General features: G+C 63.6%; 18 protein-coding genes and 2 pseudogenes. 7 read left to right on the top strand and 13 right to left on the bottom strand.

Annotation, left to right across the window (positions count from 1 at the left end; translation table 11 throughout):
• Positions 1-95 precede the first annotated feature (95 nt).
• Together QCD75_RS18590 and QCD75_RS18585 are read right to left on the bottom strand one after the other, a co-directional pair.
• Positions 96-350, bottom strand: a complete 255-nt coding sequence (locus tag QCD75_RS18590) for a hypothetical protein (protein WP_301230909.1) — start codon at positions 348-350, stop codon at positions 96-98.
• Between the two features lie 693 nt (positions 351-1,043).
• Positions 1,044-3,095, bottom strand: a complete 2,052-nt coding sequence (locus QCD75_RS18585) for a PIG-L family deacetylase (RefSeq protein WP_301230907.1) — start codon at positions 3,093-3,095, stop codon at positions 1,044-1,046.
• A gap of 663 nt (positions 3,096-3,758) precedes the next feature.
• On the opposite strand from QCD75_RS18585, the gene QCD75_RS18580 reads away from it, so the two are divergent.
• Positions 3,759-4,238, top strand: coding sequence for a hypothetical protein (locus QCD75_RS18580; protein WP_301230906.1), 480 nt, complete (start codon positions 3,759-3,761; stop codon positions 4,236-4,238).
• Between the two features lie 106 nt (positions 4,239-4,344).
• On the opposite strand, the pseudogene QCD75_RS18575 reads toward QCD75_RS18580, so the two are convergent.
• The 5 genes and pseudogenes from QCD75_RS18575 to QCD75_RS18555 all read right to left on the bottom strand — a co-directional run.
• Positions 4,345-4,587: pseudogene (locus tag QCD75_RS18575) on the bottom strand (ATP-binding protein); the annotation flags it as partial.
• A gap of 109 nt (positions 4,588-4,696) precedes the next feature.
• Positions 4,697-4,993, bottom strand: coding sequence for a tyrosine-type recombinase/integrase (locus QCD75_RS18570; protein WP_301230908.1), 297 nt, complete (start codon positions 4,991-4,993; stop codon positions 4,697-4,699).
• Positions 4,894-5,538, bottom strand: coding sequence for a tyrosine-type recombinase/integrase (locus QCD75_RS18565; RefSeq protein ID WP_301230905.1), 645 nt, complete (start codon positions 5,536-5,538; stop codon positions 4,894-4,896). The genes QCD75_RS18570 and QCD75_RS18565 overlap by 100 nt, the downstream gene beginning before the upstream one ends.
• A 583-nt stretch (positions 5,539-6,121) precedes the next feature.
• Entirely contained in the window at positions 6,122-6,685 is a 564-nt protein-coding gene (locus QCD75_RS18560; protein ID WP_301230904.1) for a dihydrofolate reductase family protein, read from the bottom strand.
• 450 nt (positions 6,686-7,135) lie between these two features.
• Positions 7,136-7,384: a DNA gyrase subunit A gene (locus QCD75_RS18555; RefSeq protein WP_301230903.1), complete on the bottom strand. Its 249-nt coding sequence runs from the start codon at positions 7,382-7,384 to the stop codon at positions 7,136-7,138.
• A 1,257-nt stretch (positions 7,385-8,641) separates the two neighbouring features.
• Here QCD75_RS18555 and QCD75_RS18550 point away from each other — a divergent pair.
• Entirely contained in the window at positions 8,642-9,064 is a 423-nt protein-coding gene (locus QCD75_RS18550) for a hypothetical protein (RefSeq protein WP_301230902.1), read from the top strand.
• A 172-nt stretch (positions 9,065-9,236) separates the two neighbouring features.
• Here QCD75_RS18550 and QCD75_RS18545 read toward each other — a convergent pair whose 3' ends face one another.
• Positions 9,237-9,413 (bottom strand): CsbD family protein, encoded by a 177-nt coding sequence (locus QCD75_RS18545; RefSeq protein WP_301230901.1) that lies wholly within the window; start codon positions 9,411-9,413, stop codon positions 9,237-9,239.
• Positions 9,414-9,558: 145 nt separating this feature from the next.
• Between QCD75_RS18545 and QCD75_RS18540 the strand changes: the two genes are divergently transcribed.
• The 3 genes from QCD75_RS18540 to QCD75_RS18530 all read left to right on the top strand — a co-directional run bounded on the left by QCD75_RS18540 (position 9,559) and on the right by QCD75_RS18530 (position 12,343).
• Entirely contained in the window at positions 9,559-9,735 is a 177-nt protein-coding gene (locus QCD75_RS18540; RefSeq protein WP_301230900.1) for a hypothetical protein, read from the top strand.
• Positions 9,736-9,886: 151 nt separating this feature from the next.
• Positions 9,887-10,495, top strand: coding sequence for a lytic transglycosylase domain-containing protein (locus QCD75_RS18535; protein WP_367400672.1), 609 nt, complete (start codon positions 9,887-9,889; stop codon positions 10,493-10,495).
• Between the two features lie 438 nt (positions 10,496-10,933).
• Complete coding sequence (locus QCD75_RS18530; RefSeq protein ID WP_441005517.1) at positions 10,934-12,343, top strand: MFS transporter; 1,410 nt, start codon at positions 10,934-10,936, stop codon at positions 12,341-12,343.
• Positions 12,344-12,691: 348 nt separating this feature from the next.
• Here QCD75_RS18530 and QCD75_RS18525 read toward each other — a convergent pair whose 3' ends face one another.
• Genes QCD75_RS18525 through QCD75_RS18515 form a run of 3 tightly spaced genes read right to left on the bottom strand, consistent with a single transcriptional unit; the run spans position 12,692 to position 14,730 of the window.
• Positions 12,692-13,459, bottom strand: a complete 768-nt coding sequence (locus QCD75_RS18525; RefSeq protein ID WP_301230896.1) for an SCO1664 family protein — start codon at positions 13,457-13,459, stop codon at positions 12,692-12,694.
• Positions 13,459-14,013, bottom strand: coding sequence for a DUF3090 domain-containing protein (locus QCD75_RS18520; protein ID WP_301230894.1), 555 nt, complete (start codon positions 14,011-14,013; stop codon positions 13,459-13,461). Before QCD75_RS18520 ends, QCD75_RS18525 begins: the two co-directional genes overlap by 1 nt.
• Positions 14,014-14,037: 24 nt before the next feature.
• Complete coding sequence (locus QCD75_RS18515; protein WP_301230893.1) at positions 14,038-14,730, bottom strand: MSMEG_4193 family putative phosphomutase; 693 nt, start codon at positions 14,728-14,730, stop codon at positions 14,038-14,040.
• Between the two features lie 673 nt (positions 14,731-15,403).
• Between QCD75_RS18515 and QCD75_RS18510 the strand changes: the two are divergent.
• Positions 15,404-15,616 (top strand): annotated as a pseudogene (locus QCD75_RS18510) (IS1380 family transposase); the annotation flags it as partial.
• Between the two features lie 157 nt (positions 15,617-15,773).
• Positions 15,774-16,181 carry a hypothetical protein gene (locus QCD75_RS18505; protein WP_301230892.1) on the top strand — a complete coding sequence of 136 codons (408 nt, stop codon included), beginning with the start codon at positions 15,774-15,776 and terminating at the stop codon, positions 16,179-16,181.
• A gap of 1,213 nt (positions 16,182-17,394) precedes the next feature.
• Here the strand turns inward: QCD75_RS18505 and QCD75_RS18500 are convergent.
• Positions 17,395-18,678, bottom strand: coding sequence for a benzoate/H(+) symporter BenE family transporter (locus QCD75_RS18500; protein WP_301230891.1), 1,284 nt, complete (start codon positions 18,676-18,678; stop codon positions 17,395-17,397).
• A 106-nt stretch (positions 18,679-18,784) separates the two neighbouring features.
• Entirely contained in the window at positions 18,785-19,681 is an 897-nt protein-coding gene (gene catA / locus QCD75_RS18495; RefSeq protein ID WP_301230890.1) for a catechol 1,2-dioxygenase, read from the bottom strand.
• Between the last annotated feature and the right edge of the window lie 45 nt (positions 19,682-19,726).

Here is a 19,726-nt window from a genome sequence, read left to right as displayed (position 1 = left end):
GAGAGAGAGAGAGAGAGAGAGAGAGAGTCGCGACCAACAAGGACGGCATCGTCTACTACCGTGACGCGGCACGAGGTTTGCTGAACTGTGGGAGCTCACCGCCAACGATGTACTGGCGTCTCTGTGGCTTGAAGCACGATCCGGGTCTTGTCCCAGGCACCGGCCTTGCCGGCATACTTCATCCTGGTCAACGAACATTGGTCGTACTCGTCGGCGAGGGTGACAAGCCCGGTCGCGACCTCGGTGAGCGCACACGGTTCCACGGCCTCGTAGCCGATGTGCAAATTGGACACCTTTCGCCCGGCCGCCGCGAAGGCGCAGAACCGCTCCCCGCCGGAGACCTTTGGAATGCGCGGGAGAAGAACTGGCCGCCCTCAGACCCGCAAGGGTTCACGTCTGGGATGAGGTCTGTCATCAAGCATGAGAACGGCTTGGTTGACCCTGCCCCCAGTATAAAACGAAGATTTGTGGTTTGGGCCAGGGGGACGCCCCGGGAAGCAGGGCTCGCCGCTCGCTAAGCTGGCTCTGGAAGGCGATTGACTGTGCCCGCGGAGTTACCCTGAGCGTGGAAATAACCTTCCAGGATGAGAGCGGACAGTACCCCAAACGCACTTCCGACCTCCTGATTAAGCTCATTTGACCCAAGGCGCTCACACTTCTTCGTCCTCGCGCCTCTACGCTCACTGACGAGTCGGGACATATTCCGGAGCTAGCCCCTAAGATCCGCTCCTCGCGCAGGCAATCCTCAAACGGTCACCACATCAGTGCCCCAGACCAGGATGCCCGTGTACACCGGTGCTCTACATGCCCGGTGGAGATGCCCTAACTGCAAGGCCACTGGCGTCTCACAACCGAAGGCCTGTGAGACGCCGGGAGGTTGCAGAATGGTTGCCTAAGTCCTTACTCAGCAGGCCTGACCAAAAATGTGCACGAGGGTCAACATCGTTCGTGGCTGACCGTTCACCTTCCCGGATTTTCTTGAAAGACGGGCATTCTCGGGTTGAACCGCCGTTGGTGCCTCGATCATCTTCGGGGGATCAAGGCTAAGCTCCCGCGCGGATCCAGCCCTGGAAACCGAAGGGCGGACCGTCCATGGTTTGCTGGTTGACGTAGAGAAAGCCGTCCGTCCCAATGCCCAGCATCGCCAACACGTTGTTGGCCTGAAGCACGCCGGCGGGTACACCCCTCAGGGAGCAGGGCAGCTCGGTCCAGAGTCCGGCAAAGGTGCCGTCATCTTCCTGCAGGTCGAAGTACTCCGTGCTCGGATCTGCGCGGGTGGCCAGAACCAGGCGGCCGTCCGGTGCCGGCCTCGTCAGCACCGTGATCTGCCCCTGCCCCGCCGGACCGCCCAGGTCCGACACGACGGGATCCCAGCCGCCATTCACAGCGGCTTGGAGCGACGCCAGCACGTGGCCGTCCTGTGGATTTCTGTAGAACACCCGCAGCAGGTAGTCACGCCCCTTTGCTGCCTGCGGGGCCCCGGCGGCGGCCCTCGAGGGAAACGCCGGGTCATGCTCCAGCGGCCCGTTCGCGACGGGCTGGAACCAGTGCTCCACGCCATCGCCGCTGCTGGCAAATAACTCTATGCGGCCGTCGGCGGTCACAACGGCCGCGGCGGGCTCGTTGATCAGGTCCGTCCCGCCGTCGACGTCCTGCCAGTCGGAAAAGTCGAGGTTGGGCCCATTTTGGGCAATGGTGCTCATTCCGCCACTGGGATTGCGCGCGAAAACCTGCATCCTGCCGTCCCGGTTGCTGGCGACGGTGGGGGTGCCTGTGGCCGCCGATCCGGTGCCGTCGGGGTTGCCCAGGTTGACCCAGTCGGAGAATGCGAGGTCGGGTCCGGTCTGGAACGCCGTGGTGATGTCTCCGGTGTCGATCCGGAATGCAAACACCTCAAGCCGGCCGTCGGCATTGTGCCCCACTGCCAGATGCGGAGCGACGGGACCACCCCCAAGTTCTTTGGGGCCTTCCCACAGACAACTGATCGGATCCTGGTGCCACGCCATGACCTGACCGTCCAGGACGGCGAACGCGCGGGGCGTGCCCAGCCCGTCGCGGGCCGCCCACACGCTTCCGGAGGGCCACCGGTAGTACCTCGACGAGGTCCAGCCGAGGTCATGGGCTTGCGGGTCCGATGCCGCGTATGTTGCGAAGATTGAGGCCTTCTCTGCGGATCGCTGCCCGGTCAGGTTGGGCTGCGAACCGGCGATACTGTAGCAGCGGTAGTTGACCAGCGCTGCGTGCCGGCAACTGTCCGGGCCGTGGTAGTCGGCCACCGCCTCGGCCACGAACTGTGCCGTTGCTATGTGGTCCTGGTGATCGTCGGCGGCCCGCGGGTCCGGGCACGGATCCTGCGCCCGGATGATGGTGGGCTGGAAAATTTCCATGAGGGACGTCAGAGTACTGATGAGTTCCGCCCGAGTATACGTCAGGCTGTTGGCCACCGGTCCCCCCGTGGGCACGATCGTTGGTTGTGAGGCGGACTCCCCGCGGAACAACTTCCCCAAGGCGTCCAGATGATTGGCGTCTCCTCCGTCGGGAAGGCACAGGAAGACCAGCTGGACCAGGCCGGGCGCATCGGTGAGCGTGTCGATCTCAATCGGACGGCCATCGACGTCCATGCTGGACCGGTCCCAGTGGTCAGCGACTCCGGCCATGAGCGCATAGGCGGCTCGTTCTCCGTTCTGGCGGTCTGCCGCGTATTCCTCCCTCGTGCGGTTCCCCAGCCCATCGAACTCGCCAGCGGTAACGAACACGGTGCAGTGCGGCAGCCCGGAGACGATCCAGTCGCTGATATCCGGGTTCTGGAACAGCAGGTCGTCGTCCTCATGGGCAACGAAGCTCAGCGAACTCGCCAGGAGTGTGGGCACAGGGCCGCGGAGCGCCCGACGTCCTGCAACGGTAGCGGTCCGGACCGGGCGTATGTGCCTGCGGGCTGCGCGGAACGCAGGCCGGTTGTACCGGGCGGCGACATCCCCGGCGGCATCGCGACACCGCCTCACGTCACGCAGGGTTTCCCGGGCGTCCGCCCCGTCCAGGACACGCGAGCCATCCTCGCGTCCGGAAACTGCCTCGACCCCGATGCGCGACATCATGTACTCCCCATGTCCAAAACCCTTCGCCATTAAGAGCGCGGCCGCATGTTGAAAGCCACAAGCCTCCAGGCCAGCCGGGCCCGGATCTACAAAGAATCCAGAATCGCGGCATCAGGTTCCGCCATCTCCAGTATCCCTCTACAGCAGCATTATGGCACTGCAACTGTTCACCCGGGGTGGACTTTAGCGCTTCGTGGCGGTGTTCTGTGATCACTCAGTGTCGCTTTCCCGGGCTTCGCGCTGTCTTGCGTTGCATGCCATGCAAGACGCCCGGTGCGTGACCGCCATTCTGAGCTGCGATTTAACCGCCATTCCGAACCAACAGTCACAGCTTTTTGTATGGGATTTTTCGTGGTGCGGGAGAGGGCGCGGGTGTCGCGGTGAGGGACCGGCTTACGGGACGGTTTGAACGGGCGCGGGTGTGAGACATGATTCGCTGTGTTTCGTGGGGTGGTGGGTGCCCGGAAAGGTACCTTCGATGGATCGGGCCGCTTCTTGGTCCCGGTTCGGCCCTTCTACGTTGGAGGATTGGCCCCACCCTCGACCCGCCCGTAGCGTTCGCTTTGTCGTCCAAGACTGAGAGAACGGAACGGGTTTGAAAGAGAGATCGAGAGTGGAACAATTCGAGCGTATCCGCCGCGATGCGAGAGTAAAAGAAAAGATATGTCCGTCCGAGAGCTGGCCCGGGTCCATGGTGTGCATCGGCGCACGGTGCGTGCCGCGCTGGCCGACTCGACGCCGCCGCGCAAGGCCCCGGTGCGGGAGTCCCCGGCCATGGGCCCGTGGTTGAAAATCATCAGGGCGTGGCTTGTCGCTGATCTTCAGGCGCCGCGCAAACAGCGCCATACCGCCCGGCGGGTTTGGCAGCGGCTGGTGGACGAGCACGGGGCTACCGTGGCGGAATCCACTGTCACCCATGCCGTGGCGAAGAACCGGCGTGAGCTGGTGGGCACCCCCGTCGATGTCGCGGTCCCGCAGACCCATGCCCCCGGCGCGGAAGCGGAGGTCGATTTCGGTGAGTTCCAGGCCCTGATCGGCGGGATCATGGTCAAGCTGTTCATGTTCGTGCTGCGGCTGTCGCATTCGGGCCGTGCATGTGGCGTATGCCAATCAGGCTCAGGAATCCTTCCTGGACGGACGTAACGTGGCCTTCGAACGCCTCGGCGGAGTCCCGTCGAAAATGATCCGCTATGACAACCTGACCCCGGCGGTGATCTCGGCGCGTTTCCAGGCCATTCCGGCAGTGTGGCTATTTCATGAGGGCATTTTTGACCCTGTAGGACTCACCACGGAACTGCAGGAGCCGGCCGTGGTGGACCAGACGGTCGATGACGGCGGCGGCCATGTTGTCGTCACCGAACACTGTTCCCCAGCGGGAGAACTCCAAATTAGTGGTGATGATCAGGCTGCGTTTTTCGTACCCGTCAGCGATGACCTGGAACAGGAGCCGAGCCCCTTCGGTGTCGATCGGGAGGTAGCCCAGCTCGTCGACCTATGCGGATGTCCGCATAGCTTGACCTATGCCGAGCCCGCGACTATGCCGAGGCTGCCGCCGGCCCGGGCTGGTGTGTGGGGCCCCTGCGGCTTGCGGCTCGGCATAGTTACAGGCTCTCGAGGAACGCGAGGATCTTGTCTGTTGGGTGGTATCGGCCAGGGCTCGCGGATGCCGGCGTGGTCAGAGCGAGGGCTTTCTCCTTAATGATGATGTCGGCATGGACGTACGCGTCGGTGGACCGGACTCCGGCGTGGCCGAGCCAGAGGGCGATTACCGACGTATCGACTCCGGCTTGGAGCAAGGTCATCGCGCAGCTGTGACGAAACACGTGAGGGTGGATTTTCTTGCCCGGTAGCGATGGACAGGTTCGCCCGGCGGTCGCTGCGTGTGTGCTGACCCGCAGCGCGACGGCGACGCGGGAGAGCCGCCGCCCGGTCCGGGTTTCGCGCCGGTGCCCAGCGTGACATCGGCGCAGTTCAGGCCTGTGAGCTCGGAGACCCGCAGCCCCGTCTGGATGGCGAGGAGGATCAGGGCCCTGTCGCGCCGGCCCTCCCATCTGGACTTATCCGGGGCCGCGACGATGGCGTCGATCTCGGGCGGGGTCAGAAACGTCACGATGCGCTTGTCGAACCGCTTCGGCGGGATGGCGAGAACACGCTGGATCAGCAGCGCATACTCCGGATGACGCAACGCGGCGTAGGCGAACAGGGATCGGATGGCTGTCAGGCGGACGTTTCGGGTCCTGATGCTGTTGCCCCGGGTGGTCTCCAGATGATTGAGGAATCCGGAGATCATGGTCGCGTCCAGGTCGTCCCAATCCAGCTTTGAGGGCAACTTGCCGGTCCGTGCGTGGATGAACTCCAGGAGCAGCTTCAGGGCGTCCCGGTAGGCGGCGATGGTCCGCGGGCTGGCTTGGCGCTGTTGGGCGAGCCGGTCGGTGAAGAACATCTGCAGGGCCGGTGCGATCAGCGTCCTGATCGCACCGCCGTCCAGCGGGTATTCTGGCGTGCCGCGGCCAAGGCCAGCAATTCCGGCGCGGCCGAGAGATACCAGTAGGTCGATGCCGGTTCACGGTGGCCCAGGTAGGTCGATGGCCATGGAAGCTTCGCCTGCACGTCCTCGCCGGTCCGATACCAGCTGAGCAGGGTGCGGACCGCGAAAGTATGCCGCAGATCGTGAAGCCTCGGCGCCGAGGGTGCCCCGTCCCCGACCCCGGCGGCATCGACCAGTTGCCGGAATGTCTGGCATACGACCGCGTAGCAGAGGGTCGCACAATTCGGTGTCGTTCAAGGGATCATCATGGACGCCATACTTCGGAGCGGGATCTGGTGATCTGCGAGTCCCAATGGGAGTTGGCGCGTTTACTGGCCGCGGACTTCGATGCGTCGGTGGGCCATATTGTGGCGCAACCGTTTCTGTTGAAGGCTGAGGTCGCCGGGGCGGTGCGCAGGCACATTCCGGACTATCTGATGCCCATCGACGTGGGGCCGCTGGCGGTGGAGTACTTCCCGACCGAGCGGAGGAGTCGCCCTCAGCGCTTCGTCTCGTACCTGGTCAGGACCACGCCGCCGGGAAACGTCCGTGTCTCCACCAGGTTCAGGTTCACCCAGCTGTCCAGCGAGGTGAAGAACGGAGTGCCGCCGCCCACCAGGACCGGATGGGTGGCTAGCGCGTATTCGTCGATCAGACCGGCCCGCATGGCCGCCCCGGCGAGCGTTGCGCCGCCGACGCTCATCGGGCCGCCGTCCCCGGCCTTGAGCCGGGTGATCTCGGCGATCGCGTCGCCGGTGACCAGGCGGGTGTTCCAGTCGACCTTGTCGATCGTCGAGGAGAACACCACCTTCGGCGTGTCCCGCCAGTTCCGAGCGAACTCGATCTCCGCCGAGGTGGCGTTGGGCTGCTGGTCGCCGGTCGGCCAGTAGGAGCTCATGGTCTCCCACAGCTTGCGGCCGTACAGCGACAGGCTGCTAGCCCGCTCCTGGTCGAGCCACCACTGGAAGAGTTCCTCGCTCGGCCCGCCCCAGCCGATGTCGTCGCCAGCCGCGGCGATGTAGCCGTCCAGGGTCAGATTCATGGCGTAGATCAGTTTCCGCACGGCGCCAGCCTTCCGTCTCGTAGTGGTCGAGGGCGTTGTTGAACTCTGTCGTCCCGCAAATGATCGGCAGCATCTTGTCCCTCATGGAGCCACCGTAACTGCCAATGATCTGGATGCCATAGCCTTCGGTCAGCGTTTCAACTGAGCTGCCCGGTGAAGGATCCCTCAACGGACACTTTGGGAGGGTCTAGCCGGTCCAGGCAGATCTAGGGGTCTGCCAAGCGCCAGGGCTGCCATGGTCCGTGGCCCAACAATGATGGGACTTGGCAGCGGCGCGTAGGGTGCTGCGCGGGTAGTCGTGTCGAGCGTGCGCCGTGCCGGACCAGGACTAATCGCCGCCACGGAGTTCATAATGCACTTCATGGCGCTGAAAGCTGGGGGGCGAGGCCAGGACGATCAACCGTAATGGATCGCACGCGACCAGTTCAGCGCCCATCGGGCAACTTTGATCTAAGTTCTGCTGCACGGGAAGCGAGGGCCTGACGCTGGTCCCGGGTAAATCTTCTGACCTGCAAGGTCGAGGAATGCCCGGCTGCCCAGCTCTCCCACACCCAACAGCTGACCCACCCGACGCCTTGCTTCGTCCGCGTCCTCTGAATCCTCAATCATCTGGCAGACCTCGTCACGCCGATCCATCGCCTGCACCAGGGCATCGAGGATCATCAGTTCATCCCTCGTCTGCCGCTCATCCTCATCCATGCCGCGATTCTTGCACGACCGGCAGTCTTTGGGGCATTTCCGTCCAGTTGAGGGATCCTCAGGCGGGACACCCTGGGTTCAGCGAATCTGTCCCGCTCAACGGTTCCCGAACGAATGCTGCAGGTCCGTTCGGTCTGCGGGTGGGGCGAGCTAAACTCGCTTGTACTAAAGAGGTTGGGGGAACCGAAATGAGTACGACTATGGTGCCGGCTCGCACATCAACTGGCCGACTAAACAAACTGGCCGTTGTGGCCATCATTTTCGCCGTCATCGCTGCATCAGGATTCTGGGAGGCCGCGGGCTAGCCATTGCTGCCTTGGTCGTTGGGTATGGCATAGCCATGCTGGCATTGATCAACACTCTGGGGTTCATACCGAGCGCGGTCCAGCAGATCTCAATGTAGTACTGCGGCTGACGAGCCTAGCCTCCAGCCTATTTCCTGGGGACTACGGCGAGGACCGTCCCGTAGAGGGTTCGGCTAACGGGACACGACAATGTTATGCCGTCGGGTGGCAGTTGGTGCTGCTTTCGGGGCGAGGCCTTGATCGTTGGCACCGTGCTCTCGACGGCTGGTGGCGCCGCCGGGGTTCCGTTGTTTCGTATGGCTCTGTTAGTCCGCTCAGAGTCTGAAGGGGCGCTGCCCGGTCATGCAGCGGTCTGCCGATCGGATCATGAATGGCTTGAAGGGAGGTGATGTGGTGATGGAGAGTCAAGAGGCTGAGCATGCCGTGCTGCATGCCCAAGACTCGGCATCGAGCGCGGGCAGGACCCGGCGGCAGCCGCAGTTGAACTTCTCCAGCAGGATCAGGTGTTTCAGGGCAAAGAAGCGCCACACCCTGTCAATGCGGGGTGCGGCAGTTTGGGGGAGGCCTCTGGTGGGGAGAATTGGGGGTGTGGACAGTGTCCACACTTCCACACTTTGGGTTTCGGGCTGGGTCGTACTGGTGCCGGATTCCTTATGTTTCGGCGCAAGTCCAGTGTTTGCAGGGGCTGGAGTCCGGTTCGAGTCCGACCTCGGGCACGTGTTTTCATTCTTCAGGGGCTTGTAGGCCGCTGAATGTGCACAAACTGTTCACTGATGGGCCCCTTCGGGGGCCTTTTTTGTTGACCGCTGCCGGCGGCCTTCTTTCGTGTTTGGGTAGCGGTGTCGCTCGTATCCGTTCATGGCGGGTAGGGCTGCTAACTGCATGACCTGACGCTGGCTGGGGAACGGTGAATGCGTTGGCTGGTTTGGCTTCTTTGATATCACGACTGTTCATGGCGACGTTCCCCGGTAAGTGCATGACTGTGCGTCTTGTTGACGGGTTCTGCGCGGCGTGGGGGCGGAACTTGGCTGATCCGATCGGGGTTGATTTTGTCAATCCGGGGGACCCCATGTCGCAGCTGGCAGTGGGGATACTCGCGCTGGTCGGCCGAATGGAACTAACCTATGCAATCGAACCAGCAGCTCGCGTCCGTGTCGTTGCCGCCGGGAAAGGCAAGAGAAGCAGACGCCCCTGCGTCGTGGATCCGGCGAAGCTTCCCTACGCCGGACTCCTGCGCGACTTGGCGCTTTCGATCTCGGAGATCGTGAGGGCGTCCGGCATAACCCGCTCCAGCCTCTACCGCCACCTCGACGCCCCGGGCGGCCGACTGGCGTTCGAACGGTTCTCTATGTCGCGCCCGACAGTCGGAGACTAAGGAACTTGGCGGACTCGATGAAACGTCCCGCCACCCCGTGGCGGTCCGGTGAAGATCACCTCACCCGCAGAAGGCCACGAACCGAGGGCCAGCCGGCGACTCGTGGATTTTATGCCGATTTGGCAGAGGAGAGATCCGTCCGGACCGCCCCTCTGCCTTCCGACCGTTTGTCCTAGTGTTTCTTGAAGGCGTCTTTGACTTTTTCGCCGGCCTGCTTCAGGTCGGCCTTGACCTGGTTGCGTTTGCCCTCCGCCTTCAGCTGGTCGTTGCCGATCGCTTCGCCAGCTGATTCTTTGCCTTTGCCGTGGAGTTTGTCGACGGCGTTGTGGATCTTGTCACCGAAACCCATGGTGATTCTCCTTATTTGGCCGCCCCTGCGACGTGAATGTCGTGGAGGCCGACACTTAAGTTTAGGGACAGAACCCTCAAGATGGGGTGGCTGGCGGTGCGTCGGTGCGAAGGAAAAACTTGCACGGGCCGCTTATGAACCCGAGATGAAATATGATCTCAACAATCTAGGCGATCAGGGTATGCAGATCGACCCCGAAGAGGGCCACGAGCGGCCAGAGGAGAATGGCCGCCAGGCCTTCGAGAATGTTGCCGGGAATATTCTATGCCTTGGTCCGCTGGGTACCGTTTCGTCAACCGGTCACGGGGCGTGGATGGTTTGATTAGTCCATGCTCCGTCTAAAACGCCGTGTGGTTTTCAGCCTGTTCGCGGTTGGCCTCATCACCGCATTCTCGTTCTGGGCAACCCATCAGCCCGGTGCGGACGCGCGCGGGGCCCTTTCTGCACCCCCGCGGGCGGGGGCGAAACTTGAAATGTTGTCCACCGGCATCACCACCGCCGTGGACGTGACCCCGAGCCCGGATGCCCAGTGGCTCATTCGGGCTGCCGCGCAGACCGGGATCCCCGCCCGCGCGCTCCGGGCCTACGTAGCTGCCGCAGCGACGGCCAATGATTCCGCCCCGGACTGCGGGATCGGCTGGAACACCGTGGCAGCTGTCGGCTTCGTCGAATCCGCGCACGGAACGTACGGCGGCGGCAGCCTCAACACCGCAGGGCAGTCGAGCGGCCCCATTGTGGGCCCGAGCCTCAACGGCGCCGGATTCGCCGCCATCGCCGACACGGACGCCGGTGCCCTGGACGGCGATGCCCGCTGGGACCACGCCGTCGGACCCATGCAGTTCATTCCCACCACCTGGCAGCTTGCGGGGCGGGACGGAAACGGCGACGGAACAGCGGACCCGTTCAATATCGACGACGCCGCCCTCAGCGCGGCGACCTATCTGTGCGCCCACGGCCGTGACCTCTCAACCGCCCAAGGATGGACCGACGCCATCTACTCCTACAACCAGTCCGATCCCTACATTCGCCAGGTGCGGGCCCAAGCCACCGCCTACGCCGCGAAGACGGGCACCCCCGAATGAGCCCACCCGCTGATGGCCCATGGCGGTGAATGCCAGGGGGCCGGTGAATCCACGAGGTGCTTCAAGCCGCCGGCGAGGATTCAGGAGGCGGTGCCTTCTGTTAACACCAGGAACCCCTCTCGGATAGGTGTGCACAACCTGCACTCGCTGTCCTCTGGTCCTCGCCCAGAAACCGGTATCTCGTCAAACTTGACGTCGGCGCCGCTGGGTCTTCCTCGGCCTGTTGCCCGTCACGGTTGGTGGGGGCGACCGCCATCATCGTGGAATTCCTGGCGCGGTCCGGGACTAATTCGTCGAATCAAGCAGTTATGCAGCTGGAGACGGACTGGGCCTGCGCGCAGCGCTCCAGGATGACGACGGGAATGAGATTACGTGACGAAAACGCCTGCAGAGGGAGTCGGCTTCCGCTCGAATCGCGGACCCATACTGGTTTCATTGATGCTCTCGACGGGTCTGGTGGCGATCGATTCGACGATCGTCGCCACGGCGGTGCCGTCGATCGTGAATGACATTGGTGGGTTCGCGTCTTTCCCGTGGCTCTTTTCTGCCTATCTGTTGGCGCAGGCCGTGTCCGTGCCCGTCTACGCTAAGCTCTCCGACGTCGTCGGCCGCAAGCCAATTATCCTGATCGGTATCGGGCTGTTCCTGCTCGGTTCGATCCTCTGCGGATTGGCATGGAGCATGCCGGCCCTCATCGCGTTCCGTGTGCTGCAGGGCTTGGGCGCGGGAGCAGTCCAGCCGATGGCGATCACCATCGCCGGCGATATCTATACGTTGACTGAACGGGCGAAGGTGCAAGGCTACCTTGCGAGCGTGTGGGCGGTGTCCTCCGTCGTTGGCCCGACGCTCGGGGGCGTGTTTTCCGCACTGGGCATTTGGCGTGGGATCTTCCTCGTGAACATCCCACTTTGCCTCCTGGCAGGGTGGATGCTGCTCCGAACGTTCCACGAAAATGTCGAGCGCGCTAAGCACCGGGTCGACTATCTGGGGGCGGGCCTGCTGACTGTCTCGCTGACCCTGATCATTCTCGGGGCCCTTGAAGGCGGCCAGGCGTGGGGCTGGACCTCCGTCGTCAGCGTTGCGGTGTTCGCCGGCGGGGCACTCTTGTTCGCGGCGTTCATCCTCGTAGAGCGGAGGGCCGCCGAGCCCGTCCTGCCGCCGTGGGTCGTCTCCCGGCGGCTGCTGGCGACGACGGCATTGATCTCCTTTGGCGTTGGAGCGGTCATGCTTGGCCTCACGTCTTACGTTCCCACGTTTCTCGAAGGGGCCCTCTCGACCTCCCCGATCCTGGCCGGCCTCGCGCTGGCAGCATTGACCATCGGCTGGCCGATCAGTGCGTCCCAATCGGGCCGGTTCTATCTTCGGATGGGGTTCCGGAAGACCGCGATGATCGGCATTACTATCACGGTCATCGGTACAGCAGTACTTGCCCTCACCGCCTCCGCACCCAGTGTTCTCCTGGTGGCGGCGAGTTGCTTCATCGTGGGTCTCGGACTGGGGCTGGTGGCCACCCCGAGCCTCATCGCGGCCCAGTCCAGCGTGGACTGGAATGAGCGTGGAGTTGTCACCGGTGCCAATCTTTTCGCGCGGTCGATCGGCAGTTCCATCGGCGTCGCGGTTTTCGGGGCGGTTGCCAATGCGATTTACGCAGGCACTCCGGGCGGCAATGCGGATCCGCACTCAGTCGTCTCTGCCTCCGGGGCTGTTTTCCTGGCCGTACTGGCCGCTGCCGTACTCACAGTCGTCGCCGTTATCGCGATGCCCGCCGCAGACAAGAAGACCACCGCCCACTCGACCAGAGACCCTGAGGCGGCCGCCGAGCCCAGTACGGTATCTTCACAGGATTAGGGTCGCCCCCAGCTCTGTCTAAACGTCGTTCGCCTCGGCTGCCCGTTTCCGGTGCAGATCCAGGCTGGTTTCAGCGCCGCCTGACCGGGTACTAGAAGAGCCGAGCAAAGCCCCGGTTTTGGCGGTGCTGCTGTGCGCTGTTATCGGCGTTTGGGCAGCGAATTCCCGGTGACAGTTGATGTCTCTCCCATCGCCCAAACGTTCGGAACACAGGGGGTTGCCGGCCGGGGCCTGGCCCCTAGGAAAATCGCCAGCCGGGCTCGCGCTCAGGATTGATGAGCTCCGTCGCTACCTGAAGATCCATGCCATCAACGTGACACAGCCTGCGAAGCCAATAGCCCAGTTCCCTTAGAACAGCGGCCAGGGCACCGCCGACATCTCACCGCTCGGAGCCGGAAACCGCCCTGCCAAGCGCAACCGGGCGCAGCGCGCGGCGAGCGATGCGATTTCATCGGCGCTGAGCAAGTCCGCCAGGTTCCGGCCCAGCCCACCGTGCAGTCCTTCGCTGACACGATCAATGCCGTCGCGTTCCTCGGCGGTCAGAGCGTCTCCCAGCCATCCCCACAGCACCGTGCGCAGCTTGTGGTCACGGTGAAAGGTGAGCCCATGGTCCACGCCGTACCGGTGTCCGTCCGTCATGGCAAGAATGTGGTCGCCTTTGCGGTCAGCGTTGTTGACGACCATGTCGAACACCGCCATGCGTCTGAGCGCTGGCGAGTCTTCGTGAACGAGGGCGACCATCCGTCCGCTCTCATCTCGTCCCTCGAGAACGTGTTTCCAGCCCGTCTCCGGCACGTGGTCCGTCGCGACCAGGTCCACGGCGCTTTGGGCGGGGTCTTGCTCCTGCCAGAGCTGCACCATTCCTTCGCCCAGCGGACCACCGCGCAGCCAGGTGTGCGGCACGACGTCCCAGCCGAAGACCTGCGAGACCAGGTAGGCGGCCACCTCCCGGTGAGCCAGGGCGCCGTGGGGAAAATCCCACAGCGGACTTTCCCCTGCTATCGGCTTATAAACGACCACCACGTCGCCGATGCTGCCCAGAAAAGTAGCGTTTGAAGCCGTCGTGATGCGGCCGGTGAGCGTCAGCTCGGCGGTCACTAGGTCCGGCGCTGGCATCAGACCTCGGGAAGGGTGCAGATGTGCCCGTCGGCGTCTATGGGGTAACCGCAGAGCGAGCACGCCGGACGACCGGCGCCCACGACCTCACGAGTGCGCTTGGCGAATGCGCGGGCGGTGCCGACCGGCATTCGCACCAGCAGCATTTCGGGCTCGTCAGCGCCGTCCTCATCAAGCGATTCGTCGTTGTCATCAGCATCGACATCGGTGATGGGGTAGGCCTCAATTACGACCTGGGCCGTGGTTGGGTCCCACCCTAAGCTCATGGCGCCGGTGCGAAACTGCTCCTGAACGGCCTCGAGCTGGTCATTGTCGACAAGTTCAATGGGAGTACTCGTGGGAACGCTAAAGGGGTTGCCCTCGACGGTGATGAGCTGGTCGAGAATCTCGTCGATCTTCTCCGCGAGCAGAGCCGACTGCTGCTTCTCCAGGGCAATACTCACCATCTGCGTCCCTGCGCGCACCTGCAGGTAGAACGTGCGCGCCCCCGGAAAGCCAATGGTGCCAACGACGACCCGATCAGGCCAGGCAAACTCGTGAACACGTGTAGGCATGTCACTATTTTAGGCACATGAGGTTCATGGCGCCTTTTGCCCTGCACCGCCGCCCACCGGCGCATCGCCAGAGTGAATGCCTTTCGACAGCCACGACAGATCACCCGCGTCGGTGTTGGTCGCGTAGATGCTCGGCCGACTAGCGCCGTAGCGCACGATCGATACCGAGGCGGGGCCCACGTTAATACGCTGGAACAGGTCAAGGTGCATGCCGAGCGCGTCGGCGAGGATTGACTTGATGATGTCACCGTGACTCACCGCCACCCACACGGCCCCCGGCCCGTACTCGGCTTCGAAGGCTGCATCGTGGCGCCGAATCGCTGCCACCGACCGAGCCTGCATCCCGGCCATGGATTCACCGCCGGGAAAGACGACGGCGGACGGTTGCGACTGCACAACCGGCCACAAATCCTCGGTCGCGAGATCACTAAGCGTGCGGCCCTGCCACTGGCCGTAATCGCACTCGGTGAGATCGAGATCGACCGGCGCGTACGGCCTGCCAGCCTGGCGATCGAGGATGATCCGGGCGGTCTGCTGACAACGCTCAAGAGGGCTCGACACCACCCCGACTACGGGCACGGCCGCGAGCCGGTCTCCGGTCAGAGCCGCCTGGTCGCGCCCGATCTGGTCCAGGCTGACGCCGACGGCCCGACCGGCCAGCAGTCCCGTTGCATTGGCTGTGGTGCGGCCGTGCCGCACGAGAATAACTGTCGCCATCCACCCAGCCTAACCACCCGCTCGATGACGGTGTGAACCGTACCGGGTCGCGCGTCGAACAGGCAGATAAAGCACCGGCGGAACCCTTCAAGCACGCCGACGCGCTCAAAGCCGCACAGACGGACCCGGCACGCATTGACCAGCTCATGGCCGACGCAGCAAAACCGGAAGAACTGGCACAGCCAGAACCCCCGGCCGAAGTCGACCCCCGCATGGAGGACGTCCTGTACCCGCTCCGCGTCGGATCCAGTAGTTCCCGCCCTCTCAGAGCGGGTCGTGGCCATTGTTTGTGATGGACCACACCGACCCCGCGCTGTGCGCCCGGATCCAGGACGCGGCACTCTTTACACAAGACGGCGTGCGACGACCGCGGCCCGAACGGCCCGCCTCAAACGCCTACTAGATGGCGGCTTGCGCCAGCGCAGCGCCCATCTTGGTTCGGAACTGCTCGAACTGCTCGCATGCCTGGCGAAGAGAAGTCCCATGTTGCAGGCCAACTGATGGGACTGGTCATCGCCCGGTACCTTCGTCAGACTCGAACCGTTGGCGACCCCCAGCCACGATAAATTAACGCGGCACATCGCCCCAACAATCCAGCATTACTTCACCGGTGACCTTCACGCCATCCCGGGCACGGGCACCGGACCCCGACCTGATCGAGGTGACTCATGACAACCTCTCGCGCGCCATCGGCACCCTCGCCGGCACCGACCTAGGCAAAGCACGCAGCGGCACCATCCGCCGAAAACTCATCACAGTCCCCGCCAGGGTCACGACCTCTGCACGGAAAATCACCCTGCGCCTGCCCGCTGACTGGCCCTGGGAAACCAGCTGGTCACAACTCTTCGTAGCGGCCCGCGGGCCACCACGGACCGCCGCCATCTGACCACCCAGCCGACTTGGCGCAACCAGCACCGGGAACCCCGTCATGCCCATCGACCGAACCAGGACTCAGATCAGAACGACCCCGCCCCATCAACCGGTGGATCGAGGCTAAGCGGGCAGGAGGAGGGCGGTTCGGGCGCTATCGATATACTCGCTGGATGCGGATCCGCCCAGTAGATCTTGTCGACGTGCTGGTCTATCTCGTGGTGCTGGGTGTGTTCATCCAGCTGTTTCCCGACGTCATATCCGAAACATTCCTGTTGGCGCTCTTGACGGCGATCCTGCTGAAGGTCGTCCTTGGAGTCGTGCTGTGGGCGAAGAAGTGGATCGTTGCACGGATCCGGTCAGCCGATACTCGGCGGGTTCGAGTCGTCAGCGCGATCACCCTGTTGCTGGTGCTGCCAGGGAGCAAGTTCATGGTGCTCGGACTGGTTGACCTGGTATTCGGCGACGCTGTCCGTCTCGGCGGCTTCTTTCAGGTGACTGCGCTGATCATCGTTCTCATGCTCGCGCGAGGTGGCGTGCGATGGGTGTTCAGACGGACCGACGAGAGCGCATCAGCGTAGTCGGGGCCATCGCGACGTGCGCGCATGGGTCGTCTGTTTTCAGGTGGGTGCTGCCCCGATCGCCTGGCGTGCGCTCTGCACTTCTTGGGGGCGGTACGGCGCGCGGGGCTGCACGAGTTCACGGGTCTAGGTAACGAGTTGCTTGGGCAGTTGGGATGCCCCGGTGGCGACTCGCGTTCCCGCATACGTGCGGGTTCTGACAAGGCTGCCCTGTTCGAGTTGCTTGCATGCTTGACCGGCGGCTCCGAGAAGACGCCTAAGTCCCCGGCGGTCTAACTCCTCGTCGGCGCCGGCACGGTCCCGTGACGCGAAGCGCGGTTGAATACGACCAGGTTTCCAACTGTGCGCAGTAGTAGCGGGCCCCTCAGGTTTGTGCTGGTCACGTTCGTGGATGGCCGGGCTCCACAGCCTCCGCTGGGACGAGGTCGCGGCACTCGTGGTTTACCGGGACGCCAAAAACGCGACAGGGCACCAGCGATCCGAAAGTCCGCGAGAGCGGCTGCGCCACGAGTTCGCCGGACCGGCTGCTGGAACTGTGACCCGAGCATCCGTACGGCGATGTCGTGGCACAGATACTCCTGCCGGGCTGGCAGAGCGCTTTGCCGACGAAAATACTGTGGGCACCATGGCCCGGTCATACCTTCGTTCGGGGGCAGCGTTTCGAGTCTGCTGGTCATGCGGCCGTCCGCCGTTTGGTCCATGAAGGGGATGAAGGGAGGTGGACTCGTTATGAAGAGCCTTGAGGCTCAGTGGGCCGCGCGGCCTGCCGAGGAGTCCGCTACGCGCGTGGGCATGACTCCGTTGCGGCCAGGCGGGGACTCCCCGGGCAGAATCGATTTTCTCAGGACAAATAAGGGCCGCGCCCTTCTGGATTCGGGGTGCGGCAATTGGCGTGGCGCTTTTGATGTGGAGAAGTGGGGTGTGGACAGTGTCCACACTTTGGGTCTCAGACTGGGCCGCACCGGTGCCGGACTGGGCCGAATTCCGCATATTTCGGCGGGAATCCAGTGTTTGCAAAGGCTGTAGTCCGGTTCAAGTCCCACCTCGGGCACGTGTTTTCCCTGTATGACCTGGCGCTGGCTGGCAAGCTTCGGATCTCCGCAAGCGATCAACAGCTGAGCTGTAATTGCATGAAGATGCCTAGCCGGGTTGCGGAGCCAAGAGCGGGGAGCAGTTGCTGCAGGCGTCAGACTTGCCGCTAGTGATCTTGGCGTTAGAACTTGGCGTGGTCCGCGCGTTCAAGCAGTCGGGATACCGTGTAGCCGACGACGAGGCCCCAGAACGCCGGATGGATGTTGAAGAGGCTCAAACCCGAGATGGTCACGACGAATGCCACCAGGGACCCCAGGGTGAAGGCTGTGGCGAAGGCGGTCACAAAGGCTTGCTGGAGAGCCCGCAGCATGGCTATGCCGCCCAGGGCGAGGATGAATTCCTTGGGGGTTGCGAGCATGAGGCGGGTGAGGGTGGGGGCCAGGAGTGCACAGACTATGGCGAGGATGCCGTACACCACGGCAGCAGTGTACTGCCGTTGTCTGCTTCCCGAGGACGTCATGAGGGCGTTCGTGGGCCCGGTCACGCATGCTGAAACGGCGCCGCATCCGGCATTGAGCAAGGAAAACGCCCCCGAAGCGATGGCGAAGACGTTAATCGGCGGATTGTGGCCGGCGGCACGGAGGACGGCGACGCCCTGGCCGTTCTGAACGAACAGCACGGTGAGGGCCAGAGGAACAACCAGCTCGGGCTGGGCGGCCCAGGTGAACTCAGGAAGGGTGAAGACCGGGGTGGCCAGAATCGGTCCGCCTTCCCGGAGGGCAAATTGGCCACTTGCTGCCACAGCAAGGCAACCAACCACTAGGGTGCCGAGTACCGGAGGAAAGGTCCTGCCCAGGGCGGGGACGGCTGTGAGGACCAGGAAAACGGCCACCATCGGGGCAGCCACCACAGGGTTCGCCTGCGTTGAGGCGACTATGTCTGTGCCGAATTTCAAAAACACAGCAGCCACCATGGCCATGACAATGGGCATCGGGACCGCCGCCATGATCCGGCGCACCATTCCGGTGGCACCCAGGGCGAGGATGAGAATAGCGGACGTGAAGAACGCGCCGACCACCTCCGGAAAGGACAGGTGTTGCAGCGACGGGCCGAGGAGCACCGTGCCGGGAATGGACCAAGCGAAGCCCAGCGGCTGGCGGTAGAGGAGCGACATGAAGACGGTCGCTGCCCCGCCTGAAAATAGGATGGCAAACACCCAGGACGCGAGCTGGCCGTGAGTAAGTCCGCCCGCCGTTCCAACGGCCAGCGTGACTGCTATCGGCCCTGAGCCGGCGAAGATGAGGCCGATCACCCCGTTCGATACATAGGGCATGCCCAGGTCACGGAGGAATTGGCGCACCCCGGCGGGGCGAACCCGCGGGCGTTCCAGCAACGGTTGAGACTCCGGAGCCGCAGCGGCTTCCGCGTGAGGCATGGCGGGCGGGATCTGGCGGGATCGCGGCATTCTGGCTCCTGGGAACGGCGGAAGGAACCGGCGCCCCGGAGTTGGCACTCCGGGGCGCCGTCCGTGCAAGAGCCGAGGCGCCGGCACCGATTGCGGGCGGTGGTGTTTACTTGTGCTGGCCTTCCTTGGCGAGCACATAGTTATAGACCACTTCTTCGCCGGCATGGCCGTCCGTGCGCGGCCGCGGGTCCAGCATCAGTTCGGGCTTGACCGCCGAGGCAATGTCATCGGCGTTGTGAGGATCGCCGGGGAAGTACAGCTGCTGGGTCACAGGCTGGAAGCCGGGCGCGGAGACCTTGATGTGTATGTGCGCCGGGCGCCAGGCGTGCCACCCGGCCGCGTTGATCAGCTGCCCGCAAGCCCCGTCCGTGGGAATCTGGTACGGCGCCGGGCGCATGGTGTTGATTTCGAAGCGGCCGTCGTCGTCCGCCTTGACCGTGGCGCGGAAGAGCCATTCGGGGAGGCCCGGGGCGTACTGGGAGTAAAATCCGGCGCTGTCCGCATGCCAAATTTCCACCTGAGCACCCTGGATTGCATTGCCTTCGGTATCAGTGAAGCGGCCCGTAAAGTGCAGTGGGGTGCCCTCCTCGTCCTCGCGCATCTCCACAGTGCCAGGGCTCTGGAGCACAGGGGAGCCGGGTACGTAGTAGGGTCCCTCGATGGTACCCACGGTGCCTGGACGGTCCCGGGAATTGACGTCCTCGACAGTGTGTTCCAGCCACACGTCCAGGAACAGCGGCCATTCCCCGTCTGTTCCCACCTTGATCAGCCAGGCCTTGAACGCGTTGTATTCCTCGTAGGTGACCTCGTGTTCGACGACGATGTCGTTGGCGGCCTTGATAAGTGCCCCCGCCAGCAGGCTAACCCTTTCCTTCGGCACATCCAGCCGAGCGAGCTTTCCTGAGGCGGTGAAGCGCTCGGTGGCCTTCGAACCTGCTTCGACGGCAGTGCCCTCGTCCTCTTTACGGGCGCCCGTTTGGGTCTCTGTCATGGTCTTCTCCATACTCTTCATTGAACAGGGGAGGAAAGATTCCTGCACCCGTTGCGA

The organism is Arthrobacter sp. PsM3 (genome assembly GCF_030433895.1).
Classification (GTDB): domain Bacteria; phylum Actinomycetota; class Actinomycetes; order Actinomycetales; family Micrococcaceae; genus Arthrobacter.
The sequence above is the reverse complement of the archived record's forward strand: the minus strand, read 5'-3'. Positions and strand labels throughout refer to the sequence as shown.

Coding starts and splice junctions, on each gene's coding strand:
- QCD75_RS18585 (WP_301230907.1), bottom strand. CDS start 3,095: ATGATGTCGCGCATCGGGGTCGAGGCAGTTTCCGGACGCGAGGATGGC.
- QCD75_RS18580 (WP_301230906.1), top strand. CDS start 3,759: ATGTCCGTCCGAGAGCTGGCCCGGGTCCATGGTGTGCATCGGCGCACG.
- QCD75_RS18565 (WP_301230905.1), bottom strand. CDS start 5,538: ATGTTCTTCACCGACCGGCTCGCCCAACAGCGCCAAGCCAGCCCGCGG.
- QCD75_RS18555 (WP_301230903.1), bottom strand. CDS start 7,384: ATGGATGAGGATGAGCGGCAGACGAGGGATGAACTGATGATCCTCGAT.
- QCD75_RS18550 (WP_301230902.1), top strand. CDS start 8,642: ATGGCGACGTTCCCCGGTAAGTGCATGACTGTGCGTCTTGTTGACGGG.
- QCD75_RS18545 (WP_301230901.1), bottom strand. CDS start 9,413: ATGGGTTTCGGTGACAAGATCCACAACGCCGTCGACAAACTCCACGGC.
- QCD75_RS18540 (WP_301230900.1), top strand. CDS start 9,559: ATGAAATATGATCTCAACAATCTAGGCGATCAGGGTATGCAGATCGAC.
- QCD75_RS18535 (WP_367400672.1), top strand. CDS start 9,887: ATGTTGTCCACCGGCATCACCACCGCCGTGGACGTGACCCCGAGCCCG.
- QCD75_RS18530 (WP_441005517.1), top strand. CDS start 10,934: ATGCTCTCGACGGGTCTGGTGGCGATCGATTCGACGATCGTCGCCACG.
- QCD75_RS18525 (WP_301230896.1), bottom strand. CDS start 13,459: ATGCCAGCGCCGGACCTAGTGACCGCCGAGCTGACGCTCACCGGCCGC.
- QCD75_RS18520 (WP_301230894.1), bottom strand. CDS start 14,013: ATGCCTACACGTGTTCACGAGTTTGCCTGGCCTGATCGGGTCGTCGTT.
- QCD75_RS18515 (WP_301230893.1), bottom strand. CDS start 14,730: ATGGCGACAGTTATTCTCGTGCGGCACGGCCGCACCACAGCCAATGCA.
- QCD75_RS18505 (WP_301230892.1), top strand. CDS start 15,774: ATGCGGATCCGCCCAGTAGATCTTGTCGACGTGCTGGTCTATCTCGTG.
- QCD75_RS18500 (WP_301230891.1), bottom strand. CDS start 18,678: ATGCCGCGATCCCGCCAGATCCCGCCCGCCATGCCTCACGCGGAAGCC.
- catA (WP_301230890.1), bottom strand. CDS start 19,681: ATGGAGAAGACCATGACAGAGACCCAAACGGGCGCCCGTAAAGAGGAC.